The 15,737-nt window shown below is 63.5% G+C and carries 15 protein-coding genes and 4 pseudogenes; 8 read left to right on the top strand and 11 right to left on the bottom strand.

Annotated features, from left to right (window positions below; translation table 11 throughout):
- Nucleotides 1–13: 13 nt before the first annotated feature.
- Nucleotides 14–850 (bottom strand): restriction endonuclease, encoded by an 837-nt coding sequence (locus ACCQ09_RS21745; RefSeq protein ID WP_040942145.1) that lies wholly within the window; start codon nt 848–850, stop codon nt 14–16.
- A 224-nt stretch (nt 851–1,074) separates the two neighbouring features.
- On the bottom strand, nt 1,075–1,512 hold the full coding sequence (locus ACCQ09_RS21740) for an alpha/beta fold hydrolase (RefSeq protein ID WP_052844720.1): 438 nt from the start codon (nt 1,510–1,512) through the stop codon (nt 1,075–1,077).
- Between the two features lie 71 nt (nt 1,513–1,583).
- Here ACCQ09_RS21740 and ACCQ09_RS21735 point away from each other — a divergent pair.
- Nucleotides 1,584–2,686 (top strand): IS3-like element IS1404 family transposase gene (locus ACCQ09_RS21735; RefSeq protein ID WP_100101058.1). Its coding sequence is split into 2 segments (ribosomal slippage): nt 1,584–1,842 and nt 1,842–2,686, totalling 1,104 coding nucleotides; the frame shifts between segments, so codons are not numbered across the junction.
- A 9-nt stretch (nt 2,687–2,695) separates the two neighbouring features.
- On the opposite strand, the gene ACCQ09_RS21730 is transcribed toward ACCQ09_RS21735, so the two are convergent.
- Entirely contained in the window at nt 2,696–3,673 is a 978-nt protein-coding gene (locus ACCQ09_RS21730) for an alpha/beta fold hydrolase (RefSeq protein ID WP_108133933.1), read from the bottom strand.
- Nucleotides 3,674–3,848: 175 nt separating this feature from the next.
- On the opposite strand from ACCQ09_RS21730, the gene ACCQ09_RS21725 reads away from it, so the two are divergent.
- Nucleotides 3,849–4,745 (top strand): pseudouridine synthase, encoded by an 897-nt coding sequence (locus tag ACCQ09_RS21725; RefSeq protein ID WP_040942144.1) that lies wholly within the window; start codon nt 3,849–3,851, stop codon nt 4,743–4,745.
- A gap of 24 nt (nt 4,746–4,769) precedes the next feature.
- Here ACCQ09_RS21725 and ACCQ09_RS21720 read toward each other — a convergent pair whose 3' ends face one another.
- Entirely contained in the window at nt 4,770–5,015 is a 246-nt protein-coding gene (locus tag ACCQ09_RS21720) for a helix-turn-helix domain-containing protein (RefSeq protein ID WP_016945057.1), read from the bottom strand.
- 111 nt (nt 5,016–5,126) lie between these two features.
- Between ACCQ09_RS21720 and ACCQ09_RS21715 the strand changes: the two genes are divergently transcribed.
- The gene (locus ACCQ09_RS21715) at nt 5,127–5,456 is read left to right on the top strand and encodes a hypothetical protein (protein ID WP_012439699.1); all 330 of its coding nucleotides are present in this window, start codon (nt 5,127–5,129) and stop codon (nt 5,454–5,456) included.
- A 100-nt stretch (nt 5,457–5,556) separates the two neighbouring features.
- On the top strand, nt 5,557–5,691 hold the full coding sequence (locus tag ACCQ09_RS21710) for a hypothetical protein (protein WP_256328400.1): 135 nt from the start codon (nt 5,557–5,559) through the stop codon (nt 5,689–5,691).
- 161 nt (nt 5,692–5,852) lie between these two features.
- On the opposite strand, the pseudogene ACCQ09_RS21705 reads toward ACCQ09_RS21710, so the two are convergent.
- Nucleotides 5,853–6,122 (bottom strand): annotated as a pseudogene (locus tag ACCQ09_RS21705) (integrase core domain-containing protein); the annotation flags it as partial.
- A gap of 547 nt (nt 6,123–6,669) precedes the next feature.
- Here ACCQ09_RS21705 and xopL point away from each other — a divergent pair.
- A complete protein-coding gene (xopL, locus tag ACCQ09_RS21700) occupies nt 6,670–8,295 on the top strand; it encodes a type III secretion system leucine-rich repeat domain-containing effector XopL (RefSeq protein ID WP_019238141.1) in 1,626 nt (541 codons plus the stop codon).
- Between the two features lie 125 nt (nt 8,296–8,420).
- Here the strand turns inward: xopL and ACCQ09_RS21695 are convergent.
- Nucleotides 8,421–8,656 (bottom strand): annotated as a pseudogene (locus tag ACCQ09_RS21695) (transposase); the annotation flags it as partial.
- A gap of 72 nt (nt 8,657–8,728) precedes the next feature.
- On the opposite strand from ACCQ09_RS21695, the pseudogene ACCQ09_RS21690 reads away from it, so the two are divergent.
- Both ACCQ09_RS21690 and ACCQ09_RS21685 read left to right on the top strand, forming a co-directional pair.
- Nucleotides 8,729–8,926: pseudogene (locus tag ACCQ09_RS21690) on the top strand (transposase); the annotation flags it as partial.
- 11 nt (nt 8,927–8,937) lie between these two features.
- A pseudogene (locus tag ACCQ09_RS21685) lies at nt 8,938–9,144 on the top strand (IS5/IS1182 family transposase); the annotation flags it as partial.
- A gap of 158 nt (nt 9,145–9,302) precedes the next feature.
- Here ACCQ09_RS21685 and ACCQ09_RS21680 read toward each other — a convergent pair.
- Both ACCQ09_RS21680 and ACCQ09_RS21675 read right to left on the bottom strand, forming a co-directional pair.
- Nucleotides 9,303–10,061 carry a hypothetical protein gene (locus tag ACCQ09_RS21680; protein WP_050912613.1) on the bottom strand — a complete coding sequence of 253 codons (759 nt, stop codon included), beginning with the start codon at nt 10,059–10,061 and terminating at the stop codon, nt 9,303–9,305.
- Nucleotides 10,062–10,265: 204 nt separating this feature from the next.
- The gene (locus ACCQ09_RS21675; RefSeq protein WP_050911843.1) at nt 10,266–10,721 is read right to left on the bottom strand and encodes a hypothetical protein; all 456 of its coding nucleotides are present in this window, start codon (nt 10,719–10,721) and stop codon (nt 10,266–10,268) included.
- Between the two features lie 315 nt (nt 10,722–11,036).
- Between ACCQ09_RS21675 and ACCQ09_RS21670 the strand changes: the two genes are divergently transcribed.
- Nucleotides 11,037–11,438: an antitoxin Xre/MbcA/ParS toxin-binding domain-containing protein gene (locus ACCQ09_RS21670; protein WP_016945062.1), complete on the top strand. Its 402-nt coding sequence runs from the start codon at nt 11,037–11,039 to the stop codon at nt 11,436–11,438.
- A gap of 571 nt (nt 11,439–12,009) precedes the next feature.
- Here ACCQ09_RS21670 and ACCQ09_RS21665 read toward each other — a convergent pair.
- The 3 genes from ACCQ09_RS21665 to ACCQ09_RS21655 form a co-directional block, all read right to left on the bottom strand.
- Nucleotides 12,010–13,629 (bottom strand): alpha/beta hydrolase, encoded by a 1,620-nt coding sequence (locus ACCQ09_RS21665; protein WP_228422820.1) that lies wholly within the window; start codon nt 13,627–13,629, stop codon nt 12,010–12,012.
- 628 nt (nt 13,630–14,257) lie between these two features.
- Nucleotides 14,258–15,373, bottom strand: coding sequence for a type II toxin-antitoxin system RelE/ParE family toxin (locus tag ACCQ09_RS21660; RefSeq protein ID WP_012439694.1), 1,116 nt, complete (start codon nt 15,371–15,373; stop codon nt 14,258–14,260).
- The gene (locus ACCQ09_RS21655) at nt 15,360–15,566 is read right to left on the bottom strand and encodes a hypothetical protein (RefSeq protein WP_014509615.1); all 207 of its coding nucleotides are present in this window, start codon (nt 15,564–15,566) and stop codon (nt 15,360–15,362) included. The genes ACCQ09_RS21660 and ACCQ09_RS21655 overlap by 14 nt, the downstream gene beginning before the upstream one ends.
- Nucleotides 15,567–15,737: the final 171 nt, after the last annotated feature.

Here is a 15,737-nt window from a genome sequence, read left to right as displayed (position 1 = left end):
GGGTCAGGTTCACTTACGCAGTTCCTCTGCATTTCGGGAACTGGCTGCAGCCAAGAAAGTTCTCGCGCGTGCGCCGGTTCCTTCTCTGTACAAGCTTGCTTCCGCAACGCGGGCAACTTGGTGTGGCGATTGTTGCGGAGGCAGTCGACTCAGTTGAAGCAAAGACAGGGTCGATGCGTACTGGTGCCGACGTCGACTGCGCTGTGGCTTGCTGTTGCACTGCTCGGATCATGTCCAACAACTGTTCGCCACCGATCAATTCAATCGGCTTGCCTTCAGCGAAGCGCTCGGCGTCCTTAGTGTAGGTTCCGATGCAGGCGATCTTCACTGCGTGCGCGTGGTGATGGGCGAGCAAGCCGAACATTTCTCGCACGATGCTGACGCCAACCTGCTGGCGCTTCCACTGTCTGCATTGCACTAGCGTGCGGCGACCGTCTTTGCGCAGGATCAGGTCGATGCCGCCGTCGGCGCCGCCCAGGCCGGTTTCTTCGACACTGTAGCCCTGGCGGCGAAACGCTTCGCCCACCAATTGTTCGAACTGGCGCCAGCCGCCGGCGGCCAGGCTCTCCAGGCTTGTGCGTGTTTCCAGAAAGCGTCGCCGGCTGCGTGTGCGCAGATAGGAGAACAGCGCAGCAAGCCAGCAGACGCCGAGCAGCGTCCACGCCAATGGCGCGAACATTCCACTCGATTGCTGGGCGAAGCCACGCGACAGCATTCCGCTCTGGTAGGAGAACCACCAGGCGATGCCATAGCGCACCACCAGATATGCAGCGATTCCCATCACGAAGCCAACCGGCCACGGCAATGCGGCCAACGCTTCGAACCCGCTCTGCTTCTTTCTGCGTCCCATGCAAGAACCCCCGTTCCAGGTTCGACCATAGCCGCTGAAATCCGTTTTGTCAGCAGACCGCTCCTGCCGATGCAAACAACGTCCCATCAAACGATCGGCGCGATGCATCGTGCGGAAAGAGGCGTGATGTACGCTCGCAAGCTTGAGTCCGCTTGTACATCCAGCCGCGCTCTTGCGCGTGCGGAAGGAATGGGGTCAGAGTCATTTATTGCCCGGTCCCATCATCATTCCCCAGGCTCACGACAGCGCCCAGCAACTTTCCGGTCCGCCACAAAATCAGCAACCGCACTCGCAAAACACGTAGGGGCTGCAAACGCGAGCAGATGCGCGCCACGCTCAACGGTGCTGAGGGTCATCGGGCCTGCCGTTTTCAGCAGTGCGGCGTGCGCCTGCGCGCCGGCGTACGGGGTGTTGGGGTCTAGCGTGCCGTGGATGACAAGGGTGCGTGGCAGGGTGGTGGGGCTGCGGCCGAACCAGGCGTCGCGTGGGTAGGTGGGCAGGCTGGCGTCCACCAGCAGGCCGGGGATGGGGCTCACGAACAGGGCGTCCTTGGCTTCGGCCGCGACGGTTTCGCGGGTGAGGGTTGGCCGCGCATTGTTTTCGGACGCGGCAATCAGCATGACCAGCGGCAATGCGGGCTGGTTATCGCCGCCTTGGCCCATGGCCGACGTCCCCCCAATTTTGAGTAGCGCCTCAGTTTGGAGTCCAATTCCCTACCCCGAGGAGATTGGACGTGAAGAAACGTTTTACTGACGAGCAGGTCATCGGCTTTCTGCGCGAAGCCGAAAGCGGCGTCGCCATCAAGGACCTGTGCCGGCGGCATGGCTTCAGCGAGGCCTCGTACTACCTGTGGCGCAGCAAGTTCGGTGGGATGAGCGTGCCCGATGCCAAGCGGCTCAAGGACCTGGAGTCCGAGAACGCGCGGCTGAAGAAGTTGCTGGCCGAGCAGTTGTTCGAGAACGACCTGATCAAGGATGCACTGCGAAAAAAGTGGTAAGCGCACCGGCGCGTCGTACGCTGGTGCGCGAATGGATCGGGCGTGGTGCCAGCGAGCGTCGTGCGTTGGCAGTGATAGGCATGAGCGCCAGTGCACTGCGGTATTGCCCGCGCGAAGATCGCAATGGCGAACTGCGCGAACGCATCTGTGCGTTGGCGCATCGCCATCGCCGCTATGGCGTGGGGATGATCTATCTCAAATTGCGGCAAGAAGGGCGCATCGTGAACTACAAGCGTGTGGAGCGGTTGTACCGCGAGCAGCAGCTGCAAGTGCGCCGCCGCAAGCGCAAGAAGGTCCCAATAGGCGAGCGTCAACCGCTGCTGCGGCCATCGCAGGCCAACCAGGTGTGGTCGATGGACTTTGTGTTCGACCGCACTGCCGAAGGCCGGGTGATCAAGTGTCTGGTGATCGTGGACGATGCAACCCACGAGGCGGTCGCCATCGAAGTGGAGCGCGCGATCTCGGGCCACGGCGTGACGCGCGTGCTGGACCGACTGGCGCACAGTCGCGGTTTGCCGAAGGTGATCCGCACTGACAACGGCAAGGAGTTTTGCGGTAAGGCGATGGTCGCTTGGGCGCATGCCCGTAATGTGCAACTACGGCTCATCCAGCCAGGCAAACCGAACCAGAACGCCTACGTCGAATCCTTCAACGGCCGACTGCGCGACGAATGCCTCAACGAGCACTGGTTCCCGACGTTACTGCACGCGCGCACCGAAATCGAACGCTGGCGACGCGAATACAACGAGGACCGACCCAAGAAAGCAATCGGCGGCATGACCCCGGCTGCTTATGCCCAACATCTGGCAAACACCGATATCATCAACCCCGGACTCTAAACCAGGCCGCTACTCAGGGCGGGGGGACGTCGTGGCTGCAAGTGATGTCTGCAGGTCGGCGATGGCGGCGGTGAGCAAGCTGGCATCGTCGCGGGCCAAGCCGTCGATGATGGCGGGAATACGGTCGCGCAGGCTGGGGAAGTTGAGCAGCATGCCGAAAAAGCGCTTGAGGTCTTTGCCGGGGATGTGCGTGCGCCATGCGGCGCTGTCGCTGCGATCGAGCACGCTGCGATAGCTGGCGATGTGTGCGTCATCCAGCAGCGCGCGCCCAACGGCATCGACCACGGCAGTGCGGTGGCTCAAGTCCCACTGTGTGGCAGTCTCCGGTGGCACCAGGCCATCCAGCACCAGCCCGTCCAACGGGACGGGCGCCACTTGCAGGGTGCGCAACGCCAACTGCGTGCCATAGGACACGCCGTATAGCAGCACCTTGCCCTTGCGTCGTTGCTGGCGGATCAGCAGTGCAAGATCTTGCGCCGCTTCGGTGATGGTGAAGGCCTTGGTTCTTTGCGCATCTGCATACAGCGCGCCGATGCACGGGCCCCATTCGGCGCCGGCCAGGCCTACGCCGTCTGCACTTTGCGGCGCCTCCTGCACCGTGCACAGGCGGGTGGAGCGCCCGGTGCCGCGATGGTCCGGAATGATCAGGTCATAGCCGGGAAAGGCGCGCCGGTAGGTGCTGATCATCGGATAGAGCGAGGCGCCGGCTTCGCCCGGTCCGCCCGCGATCAGCCACACCTCGCCGCGTCGCTTGCGCTGGTCCGGTGTCGGCAAGCGGCGAACGAACAATTCGATGGTGCCGGCATCCGGAGCTTCGTGACGCAGCTGCACGTGAGTGAGCAGGCATTCGCTACCGACCAATGGTGCGTGTGCGGCGGCGTCGGTACATGCGGTGAATGATGGCGGTTGCGTCTGCGCCGCGGCGGCAACCGGTGCAAGGAGTACAGCAAGGCAGGCAACGGCGGCATAGATCTTAGGACGGCGCATCGAGTTCCATCTCTCGGCAAAGAGCCGCAGCATTGCCTAACGCGGCGTCGCGCGTATCGCCCGAAAGTCATTTTTCGCCGATCAGGTGCGTCTGTCTCTGCGCAGAGTGCGCAACAGCCAAACGTAGGCACGGTACGATCCAACCCCATCTGTTTGAGCGCGCATCGCTGCTGCCATGGTTTCAACACGCCCGATCCTCGATGGCATGGCCGCCAGCCAGTTCCAGCTCCCGATGGGACCCTGGGCCACGGTGCTGGAGGCGCTCTGCACGTGCTTCCCGAGCGTGGATGCGGCCACCTGGCGTGACCGCTTCGCACGTGGGCGAGTGCTGGATGCGGCTGCGCAGGTGCTGGATGTGTCGGCGCCGTATCGATTGGGTGCGGAGATCTATTATTTCCGCGAGGTGGCCGATGAGCCCGTCATCGCGGCGGCGGAAGCCGTGGTGCATGCCGACGCGCACGTGGTGGTGGCGTGCAAGCCGCACTTTCTGCCGGTGGTGCCCGCAGGCGTGTATGTGCGCGAGACGTTGCTCACGCGGCTGGTGCGGCGTTTCGATAACCCCGCGTTGGTGCCATTGCACCGCATCGATCGCGACACTGCGGGGCTGGTGTTGTTTTCTGCCAACCCGGCAACGCGCGGGATCTACCAGGCACTGTTTCGCGAGCGACGCATTTGCAAGCACTACCTGGCAGTGGCGCCGCCGCTACCGGGGCTGAGGTTTCCGTATGTGCATCGCAGCCGGCTGGAGCCGGGCGAGCCGTTCTTCCGCATGCGCGAGGGCGTGGGCGAGCCGAACAGCGAGACGGTGATCGATGTGGTCGCACGCGGCGCAGACACGTGGACGTATCGATTGGAGCCGGTCACCGGGCGCAAGCACCAGTTGCGCGTGCATATGGCCGCCCTGGGCGCGCCGATCCTGCATGACCGTTTCTATCCAGAGCTGGAAGATCAGCGGCCCGATGATCCGGAACGGCCACTGCAGTTGTTCGCACACATGTTGGCGTTCGATGACCCGATCACGGGTGAGCCTAGGCGCTTTACGGCGACGGTCGGGCCGAACAGACAGAAGTGAAGCAATACGCGATGCTATGGCGGATTACTTTAGTTCCTTCTCGAACTCGGTAACGAACTTGGTCAGTGAGGTTCCGCAGGCATTGCAGAAGTCCCGCAACTGAAGAAGATCCATCCGGCGACTGCCGCGCTCAACGTCACTTACATACGACTGCGGGCGCTCCAGCGCAGTGCTCAGGGCCACCTGCGTTAGCCCGGCGGAGAGGCGAAGCTCGCGCAGTTGCTGCAGCAAGATGTCGTAATGATCTTTATGGATTGACTTGATTGGCATGGCGGTAACGTTGATAGGCCGCACTAAAGCTATATCCCCTTTTCAAATATCTGAAAAAGGGATAAATTTAGGTGGCGGATATCTCGTCCGCTTACGTCGAGGACGCACGCCATGACTGCTTCGAAAGCCCTTTCGACTACCGCTCGGCGACGCGCCACGCCAGCGGCCAAGCTGCAAATGCACGAAGAGCCCTTCACCATCGGCGTAACCATCGAGCAGATCGACCAGTTCCATACGCTGCTGCGCACGATCACTGCGCAGAGCGACATGGTGGCGGTGTGCAGCGGCAAGCCGCTGGACGCCACCAGTCTGTCGGTTCTGGGCGAGAGCATCTTCAATGCCGCCCGCGCGGTACGCGGTGTGGTCGACGAGATTTACGAGCAGCGGCTGGGCGGTGACGGTGTTGCCCCGGTGTCGCACGCAATGCAGCGCCAGGCGTAAGTCTTCCCTCCGCGCCGCACCTATGATCGCGCCCACGCTCCTGCTGCATGTCCATGCTAGCGTTCCGCTGGCTAGAGCAGGCTGGCCGAAGGAGCGGGGCATGCGGGTCGATCCGATGCGCGAAGGTGTCGAGCTAGCGGGTAGCAGGCCGTTTGCCCGAGTCGCGTGGGCGTTGTTGTGGCTTGCGCTGGCCGCGTTCACGGCCAAGTTTGGGCACTACGTGTACCTGAAGTAGGCCGCGCTGGAGTCGCCTGCATACGCCGTGTTCGTCATCCGGCGCGGCTGGCTATGGTGCCACCTGGGTGGTAGCGGCGCCGGCAGTGCACCGGCCACGTTGCAGGTCGTCACGCAACGCTGGCGCAGGCACGCATGGGTGCACCGTCGGGTTGGGCGTGCCTAGGTGTTCAGTCCCGGCATTAGATGGATCGGATCCACCTTGAACAGATCGGGTTCGGATGTCCACTGCTTGCAGATGAATTCGTACGGCGTCAGACCCTTCAATGCTTTGAGCCTGCGACCGTAGTTGTAGGCGTCGATGAAGTTGGCCAAATGCTGTTGCAGTTGTGCGTGATCGTCGTAATGGAAGCCTTTGACAGAGGCTTCCTTGATCGTCCGATTCATCCGCTCAACCTGCCCGTTGGTCCACGCGGGATGCTCGGCTGCAGTGCGTAGAGACAGTCTTCCAGCGGCAGCAATGTGTGCTTGCGGAAAGCGACAATCGCCGCCTCATCCGCAACGGACAACACGGTCGTGGTGGCGCTCCATGCAGAACCTGGCCGATCGTGCTTCCTTCCATTCGAGGGAAAATAATGCACCATCAAAACCTGGGATCAAACAGAGGTGATAGTGTCGCGTATCTGTGGTGCGTTGTTCAGAGCTTTCCTAAACACCTGTCGTGCGTGCCGGGACTTCGCCATACCGATGAAGTCTTCGCGCTACGCCTGTGATGCAATGCGCCCTGGCTCGATAATGGTAAGTGTCATCACTGCATCTAATCAGGACTGGCATGCCTCGGATCACAAGCTTTTTCACGCGACAAACGCCAGTGGACAATCCGCAACGTGCCCAATCGCCTGTCGGCGCAGTCAGGAACGAGCGGACACCGCCGGCAGACCAAACGCAGCGCGCGCCTGGCCCGCTCAGCGGCCTGTCTCGACGCCAGCCTAACGCGGGGGCACGAAGCGAGACATCCAGGCCGCGACTCGCTGCGGATGTGCTTGAATTTGATGAGCTTGGTGCAGCGTTGGAGTCGTCCGAAATACCGCAGCTGGATCCCAGCGAACGCAGGCGGTTCAATATTGATACGACAGCGTCTGCGCAGCTTGTGTCAGCGGGCGGCCGGGTCCTGCAACGCAGTACGCAGCTTCGCTCTTACGAAAGTGTGCTCTTGGAGTGGCGCGACCAATGCGCGGCAAACGCCGACCAATGGCGCGAGGCCTGGATTTCCGCCAACGAAAGCGTGACCGGCGCGGAGTTAAATCTTGAAGTCGCACTGCGAATAAGCGCGGCACATCTAGCGCGTGCAGCGTCGCACAACGTTGCATCGTTGGATCTCTCATACCTTCCACTGCCACGATTCCCGGAGCAGACTTTCCGCTTTGGGCATCTTCAAGACATGAGCATCGCCGGCGCGGGCTTGTTGGAACTTCCCGAATCCATCAGTGACCTGGCCAACTTGCGGACCTTGACGTTGAGTCAAAATCCGATCGGCGCGTTGCCTGCGTCCATTTCCAGGCTGGGGGAATTGCAAGAGCTCACCATCTTCAGCTGCCCCAACCTGACCGAACTCCCTGAACATCTTGCAATTCGCAACACTGCTGGCCAGCGCGAAGGATTGGTCAAGCTGCGGACGCTGACACTGTCGCGCACAGGAATCCGCTCGCTCCCGTCATCGCTTGAATACCTGAAAGATCTGACCCACCTAAAAATCAACTCCTCGCCACTTACCGAACTCAACACAAGCATTCATCGCCTCCCCCTGCTGGAAGAGGTTGATCTGCGCGGCTGCACGCGTTTACGCCATTACCCTTCGATTTCGGGACAGCAGTGGTCGCTTAGGAAACTCAGCCTGCAGGACTGCAGCTCTCTGCAAACGCTGCCATCGAATATTGACGCACTGCGGAATCTGCAAGAGCTCGACCTGCGCGGCTGCAACAACCTGCGCGCACTCCCGCCCAGTATTTCCGGGTTACCTGACCATTGCACGATCCGTGCGCCAGCACATTTGCAAGCTTCACTTGACCAGCTCCGACCGCGCAGGCCCCCGCTTGCCCGTCCCTGGGACGTTGCGGGCCCTTCCACTCCCCAGGTTGCCGGCGCCTCGTCCTCCGCGGCCAGGCCCAGTGACGACGATCCGGCAATCACGCAAGCGCGTCAGAAGATCGAAGATACCGTTTACGCTCTGTTCGCAGCGATCGACGAAGACAGGAATCCTTTCGTCCAGAACGCTCCGTATTTCATTCCAGAAAAGCGTGAGGAGGGAACTCCCATCGTCCTTGGCGAAGTGGATGGGATCCAACAAATGCTCAAAGAAAGCAGCCGCGAGGTGTTTAAGAACAAGCTCATCGGTTTAGCAAATAGTCTGCAACAACGTCGCATCCCGCATCCTTGGAAGGCGTCTGACCGGCTTGACACAGCCGAACATAAAGCATTTGTTAATTCGCATCTTGGCACCTTCAACGAGCATTCTCCGATCAACGGAGTCAGTCTCTACAAAGCGGCTCAGATGTGGAAGACCCGCGAACTGCTCGTCCACAACGATCCAACAAACCGCGATTTCCTCCCGCCTATTCCAACGTACTCCCTCCCGGAACAAGCGACTGACGCTTCTGAGAGTTAGGGAAGGTCTGAACAACAGATCAGACCTCCCAAATTCCAGTTTCACGCATGTCACTGACGCGCAAAATGCTGCGTACGATGCGATTGCTGCAACGTTCTGGCGGCTTTGGCTGCCGCCAGGCAGTATTCCCCCCTGGCAGGCAGCAACTGCCGGCGCGCCATGCACAGGGTTGACAGCGCAAACAACGTCAACACCTGCGCCATGTTCTTGGCCAGGCCGCGATAGCGGACCTTGGTGTAACCAAACTGCCGCTTGATCACCGGAACAGATGGTCCACCTTGGCGCGTACGCTGGCTTTGAAGTGTTCCCAACGCGCTTCTCGAGCACGCTCACGTTTGTTGCCAATGGCTTGCATCCTCGAGCGTTTAGGGAAGGTCTGAACAAAGCAGTCTGATCTGCGACAATCGATCAACGAACCGAGCGGACGATTTCGATGCAGCTGACCTTCGGCGACGCGGAGTACAACGGCAAGCGCAAGCAGACGCGGCGCAAGGTGTTTCTGGCCGAGATGGATCAGGTGGTGCCGTGGAAGGACCTGCTGGCACTGATCGAACCGCAGTATCCCAAGTCGGGGCAGCCGGGGCGACAGCCGTATCGGCTGGAGACGATGCTGCGCATCCACTTTCTGCAAACGTCGCCGATATCGCGCAGGCGCACAAGCTGCTGCATGGCAAGGAAGACACGCTCAGCGGAGATAGCCGTTACACGGGTCTGGAGAAGTGTGCGGAGATGGCGCGCAAGCGCAAGTTGCGCTACCTGATTGCAGAGAAGCCGTCCAAGCTCAAGCAGATCAAGAACGCGCGCCAGTTGCAGTGGACCAAGCGCTGGGAGCACACCAAGGGCAGCCTGCGGGCGAAGGTGGACCATCCATTTCGGGTGATCAAGCCTTGTGGGCGAGGTAGTTCCAATACAGCTCGCGATTCTCCTCCCGCGCATAGGCAGAAAGAATCCGAAGATCGTCTTGCGTCAGTTCTGGCATGCATCACCTCCTTGTCGCTGGCAAGCGCTCAGGTGCCGGTGGGCGCCGGCATGAAGTCTTTCAATGCACTGCGCGCGCGGTCCTGGATCTTCTTCCAGTCCTTCAATGCAACGCGCACATAGTCGATCTCCACTGCGACCTTCATCTCCGGAATGACGAACACGTGCTCGCAGCTGGGAAGTTCCCGCTCTTTGCTGCGGACAAGCTTGCCCTCACGGAACTCCACGCCGGACGGTTCGACCGCGCGGGACGTGCACTTGATGATGGTGTCGATGTTCCCTTTTGCGTCGCGGCTGACATACCAATCCTTGTAGTAGCTTGCCTCCATGATGGAATTGGACGGTTTCAGCCCTTGCGCTCGATAGTGCTCGCGGTACGCAGCGACGTTGGCGTAGTAAGGCGTGAGCCCATCCTTTTCTTCGCCCTTGATGCGCGTGTTGATATCCGCTTCTGGGGTGTCCTGCGTTGCGCCGTCCGGCGTGTACTGCCGCCGAAGAAATGCATCGGGGTCCACGCGGTCAAGATAGCGATAGCCGATATTGACGGTGCGGGTGGCCACATCCAGCTTCAGGTGGGCACGCTCGCCAGGAGCGAACGCGTTCAACTCCGGGTATTCCAGATACAGCCCGAAGCTGCCATCGAAGTTCGGCCCCATCTGGTCGTCGAAATAGTTGGCAGGAATCTGCAACTTGTACGGACCCAGGCACGCCTCCATCACCGGTGGCGGGCTGGTGCCGGGGTCTTGCGGGCCGCCACGTTGCCGGACGCATCCTTGTTCGTTGGTCATGGTGTTGGCGCCTGTTTGTGTTGCGCTGCCCCCCGGAACGGAGAAGCCCAGTGCCATGCATGCAAGCCCGGCCAAGGCCAGTGGGTGTCTCATGCATCCTCCTGCGCAGCATGCTGGAGTTGAGTATAGGCAGAGCCCGGACTGCAAGCGACGCAACTACATTGCGTGCAGCCGGGCGAATCGGCACTGCTATCGCGCGTCAGCTCAACGCACCTTGTACAACACCGCCGCACCCGGCCTGGGCTCGAACATCGGCACGGTCTGCTGCTTGAGCGCGGTACCCTTGGCGTCCCACACCAGGGTCTCGACGGGGTAGTCCTCGCTGCGGGTCATTGTGCCGATCTGTTTGACGATCACCGTCTTGGCGGCGGGCACTTCCGGGTTCCAGGCGAACACGCCCAGGCGGCCATAGAACACCGCCGGCGCGGCGGCATCGAGGCGGCGGTCCGGGCACATCACCAGGCCGCGTTCGAGCATCACGCGCAGCGCGCCGACGGGCACGGCCTTGACGGTGGGCGAGGTGCGGTCGGTGCTGTGGCCGGGGCAGACATTGGCCGAGCGGGTGAGCATGTCTTCGACCACCTCGCGGTCGGGCTGGGCAAACGCCGGCAGGGCGGCGGCGGACAGGGCAAGTGCGGTGAGCGCGGGCTTCCAGGGCATCTGACAACTCCTCATGAGGTGACACTCCAATCCTGCAGCCCTGCAAGCGCGGGCTGCTGCCAGTAACGCGCCCGGATCCTAGCAATCCGTTCGTTAAGCACCGGGAACGCGCGGAGCCGCGCCAGCGATGCAGTGGCCGCCATGCAGCGCACGCCGCACCTGGGCAGCGCCGCCGCCGCGTGGCGCCCATGGCCGTGGCCGGCCGGCGCGAATGACAACGCAAGCTGACGCCTTCACCGGCTGTCGGGAGACTCCTGATTGAGCGGCGGCGGTGCGGCAGATAGCGTGCGCCCTATCACACTGGTGGACTGCCCCATGGAACGCGCCGACCTCATTGCAGCACTGCTCACCGGCATGCGGCGTGCCGAAGATTTTCGCGCGCAGGCGGCGGCGTACCGCACCGCGCACAGCGAGCAGATGGAGCACGACCACGGCAAGGCCGCCGATGCCGAGCTGGTGCTGTCGCTGTTCGCGTTCACGCCCGACCACCTCAAGCTGCTGGGCAGCGCCGGCATCGAGGCCCTGGGCGAGATCGTCTGCCACGCCTGGGCCTTGAACGGCGGCAACAACGAGGCGCTGATTCGCTGGTTCCGTGAGCCGATGAACGCACTGGATGGCCAGACACCCGCATCCATGGTGCGCGCCGGGCGTCTGCAGGTCTTGCTGCTGGTGCTACGGCAACAGGCGCAGTGGGAGTTGCCGAGGCGCTCGGCGTGAGTCGCTGAGGTGTAACAGCGCCGCTGCAGGGCCGGCGCCTGGATGGTGCGCGTCACGACGCGCTGCTGCGCGCGGCCGATGTCACTCGGTGCTGGGTTGATGCGTGTTGTGCGTTGTCACCCCTGCACGCGAGTGAGTGTTGGCTAACGAAGAACTGCGCTGGCACTGCTAATTGCTACTGATGCTTGGCCGTACGCAGTGCAGCAAGCTGCAATGCCGCGTTCGTTGCGCGTGTGGCTGCGCAGCGTGCTGTTATTGCTGGGTTGATGCGCGTGGCGCGTTGTCACCCCTGCACGCGAGTGAGTGTTGGCTAACGAAGAACTGCGCTGCACCGTGAGTGGTGTTGATGCTTGGCCGTGCGCAGTGCAGCAAGCCGCAATGACGCATCGTCCCGCGTGTGGCTGCGCTACGTGCTGTCATTGCCGATGCCAGCGCGTGCAGCGATCGGGCGATCTGCTACGTGCGCTGCCACCGCGATCGCCATCGCCATCGCCATGCCCTGACACGCCGGCCGCATGTCGCACGCACGGCCGGTACACCCAACCGCTCAGGCATCCATTCAGCGGCACGCTCAGCGCTTCGGTCGCGCCACTGCGTACATCTCCCAGGCGATCTTTTTCATCAAGGCGTTGCTGTCCTCGCCTTCCTTGTACAGATCGAAGTGGGTGCGGCCTTCCAGATAGCGGAAGTCGCTCTTGGCGCCCAGGCCGTCCAGCACTGCCTGGAATTTACGCGCCGCGCCGTCCAGGTAGAACGTATCGGCGGTGCCCACGATCAGGTGAATCTTGCCGTCCAGGTCGGGCTTGAGCATGGGCCACTGCGCGGCCACGCGCGCGGAAATGTCGTAGTGGGTGCGCCAGTAGGCCACCACGGCCGGGTCGACTTTGCCGGTGTCGCGGTCGAACATCGGCACCGGGCGCCCGTCGGCGCCGCGCGGTGAAAACACCCACTCGAACGAGGTGAGCTGGCCGCCGTAGGGGCCGAGCACGCGTTCGAGCTTGGCGAAGGTTTCCAGGTCGGCCAGCACCTTGCCCTGGTCGCGCACCAGCGGGAACTGGCTCCCATCAGCGCGCCGGTAAACGTTGGCGTTGGGTGCGTACAGATCCGGGCCGGTGAAGTCGTGGAAGTCGCTGGAATCCGGTGAGGTGGACCAGGTGCCGCCAAATAGCTTGGGGTAGCGCGTCTGCAACCACAGCGTGGCCCAGCCGCCGGACGAATGCCCGTTCAAGAACCGGCCGCTGGCCTTGCCATCCATCTTGTACTGCTTTTCCAACGCCGGAATCAGCTCCTCGGTGAGCGCGGTGCCCCAGGGCCCGTTGTTGACCGAATCGGCGAACTCGTCGGTGCCGGTGGGCGTGGCCTGGTCCAGGAACACCCAGATCATCGGCGGCATCTGCTTGGCCGCCATCGCGCTCCAGGTGGAGGCGATGCTGCCGGCAAAGCTGTTATAGCCGCCGCCGAAGCCGTGGGTGACATACACCGTGGGATAGCGCGTGGCGGCCTTGGCGTCGTAGCCGGGCGGTGTCAGCACGCGCGCACGGATGGACGTGGGCCGGCCCCAGAACGCACTCAGGGCCGGGCTCACCATCGATGCATCGGCACTGTGCAACTTGGCCTCGGGCACGGCATCGCGCACTGCCTGCGGCGCCCGTGGCGATACCTGCCACGGGTCGTCGGAGACCGGCACCTGCGTGCTCAGGGTCAGCGTGGGCAGAGCGGCGTTCTTGCCCAGCGTGGCCTGCGTGACCGCGCTCAGCAGGTCACCGCCACTGCGGCCGCCGTAGCCGTAGTTGTGGTCCGCATCCAGCACCGCCTGCAGCAGGTACTCGCCAGCCGGCAGCGCGGAAAACGCGCTGGGGAAGGCGAGGTTATCCAGGTCGATCTGGACACTGCCGCCGGGCGCCAGGCCGGTGACTTCCTGCGCCGCCACTGCCACCGCGCTGGGGCGGAACGGGCTTGCGTCCACCTGTTCCACCTTGCCGTCCTTGTTGCGCTCCTTGGCCGCCGCCTGCGCGTCCTTGGCCAGGGTGGCGAACACCAGCAAGCGGCCAGACGCGGCCTGGTCGCTGGCGCCGCCCAGGGTGACGCGCAGCAAGCGATGGGCCGCCACCGGCGTGGCGGCGTGCGCGCAACAGGCACACAACAAGCCAATGGCCAGGCCCACACGCGGGGCAAGACGATGCAGGAGCATGGAGATCCTTTGGTAGCGGGTGGATGGCGTGGGCGACACCGCCCTGCGCAAGACTGTAGCCAGTTTCCTGCCGCTTACGTGCTCTCGGGGCGAGAGGACGTCGCTCGGGGCGACTTGCCGTTCGTGCGGACCTGCGCTGGCATGGCCTGCCTCCAGCGAGATGCCGTCGCGTGGGCGAACCCGGCACGCGGGCGGAACGCACCTGCGCAACGCTGCGCTGCTCGCGTGGTCTGCAATGGCGATCAACCCCAAGGGTTGATCACGTCCAATCCCATCGCTGCGAACGGCGCCGTGTCACGTGTTGCCACCGCCACGTCTTGCGAGGCTGCGGTTGCAGCGAAGTAAGCATCTGCGTAGCCGAGGGTCAGCGCGGTGTTTCGGGCGTTCGACGCAAGCGATGCAAATGCGTGCGAGGCGTGCAAATCGAACGACAGCAGGCGCCCCCTTGAACAAGGGCAACACCTCGCTTTCCAACCGCGAATGCAATGTGGACCGCTTGCGGCCCTCGGGCAGGTTGCTTGCACTTTAGAAAAGTGCAAGCACTAGGCAGCGTCAACCTGCCCGGTATCGATGCAGCCATTCCGGCACGTGCAGGTAAGGGGAATCCGGGCCCACCTAGTCCAACCGTTTACCGATACGGTCCAGGCCCGCGCCACACCGGTTCGCCCTGGCGGTAGACCTCCATCATGTTGATGACTTCGCGGGCGTCGCCAATGCTCTTGAGCTCGGGCGAATCCGGCGGCAGCAGGCGGCATTTGCTGGAGCCGCGTTTGAGCGCGACGTCCAGCGGGCAGACCATGCGTTGCTGGGTGCCGGGCAGGATGATGGCGATCTCCTGCATGCCTTGCTCCTTCCAGGCGCGCAGCTGGGTTTCGCTGCGCACTTCGTAATACACCTGGAAGCCGCCCACATCCATGCTGGGCTGGGCGTTGTTGCGGTCGTTGCGGCGGCCCTGGCTGATGGTGGAGGTGTTGGCGGTGCCGTCTTCGGCGCCGTCGGCCTCTTCTTCCAGCATGCCGGGCGGGCGGCCGGTCCAGGTTTCCGGGCGGCGCTGGGTGGAGGCGGCCGGCGGCGCCGGCGGTTGCGGCGGAGTGGGACGGGTCTGGCGCCGGGTTTGTCGGCGGCGTTCGGCCAGGCTGCCGGGCGCGGTGTCGCCCTGCGGCGGTACCGGGTTCTTGGCCTGCTGCACCAGCGTGGACTGCACCGGCGAGGCAGCCGGCGGCGGTTGCACGGGCGTGGGTGTGGGCGATGGCGGCACCGGGGTGGGCGAGGGCACCGGTTGATCGGGCTGGGAGGTGTCGCCGACGAAGTCCACCTTGGTGCGGCCACCGCTGGCCGAGCCCTGCGGCGGGGTCATGCTGGGCGTGGAGGCCGACAACAGGATCAGCAGCATCAGCACATGCAGCAGCGCGCTGATCAGCGCGGCAATCCACGGTTCGATGCGCTCGATCACCGGCTCGGTGCGCGGCAGCCAGTCCTGGGTCTCCAGGCGCACATGCAGCAGCTGCAGGGCGTCGTCGCGCACGCGGTACACCAGCACGTACGGGGTGTGCTTCACCGTCCATTCGCGGGTACCTGCAACCCGGCCGGCACGGCCACGGCCGGGTTGCTCGGCCAGGGTGCGGGTGGCTTCGCGCACCTGCCGGGCCATCGCCGCGGCCGCGGTGGGGTTGAGCGCGTGGTAGTGATCCTGGGCGTGGGCGAGCTGCGTGGCGGCCGGGACGGTCCAGTCACGCCGCAACATCAACACCCCATCTGGCGAACATCGCCGTCACCTGTGCCGGGCTGGCGATCTGGCCCTGGTCGGCAGCGGCCATGCCTGCATGCACCGCGGCCTCGAAGCGGGCGCCGTCCACCGCGCGCGCAAGGTCGTCCCACCCGGCGGCCTCGGGCAGCGCGTCGATCAGCTGGTGCGCGTGTTGCTTGATGGGGGACATGGCACTGCGGTGGGGGAACACTGGCGGCAAGTCTACCGCCGCCGCCTGGATCCGCGTGTGGCAACGGCTGCCGCAGGCGGGCGTTGCGTTCACCGGCCGGCCGCGGCGTGTGCGAAGTCGCCCCGCGCGTTGCCGGGTAGCTGGGGTACAGCGGCGCGGATGGCTGCAAAA

The organism is Xanthomonas sp. NCPPB 2586 (assembly GCF_041475775.2).
Lineage (GTDB): Bacteria > Pseudomonadota > Gammaproteobacteria > Xanthomonadales > Xanthomonadaceae > Xanthomonas > Xanthomonas campestris.
The sequence above is the reverse complement of the archived record's forward strand: the minus strand, read 5'-3'. Positions and strand labels throughout refer to the sequence as shown.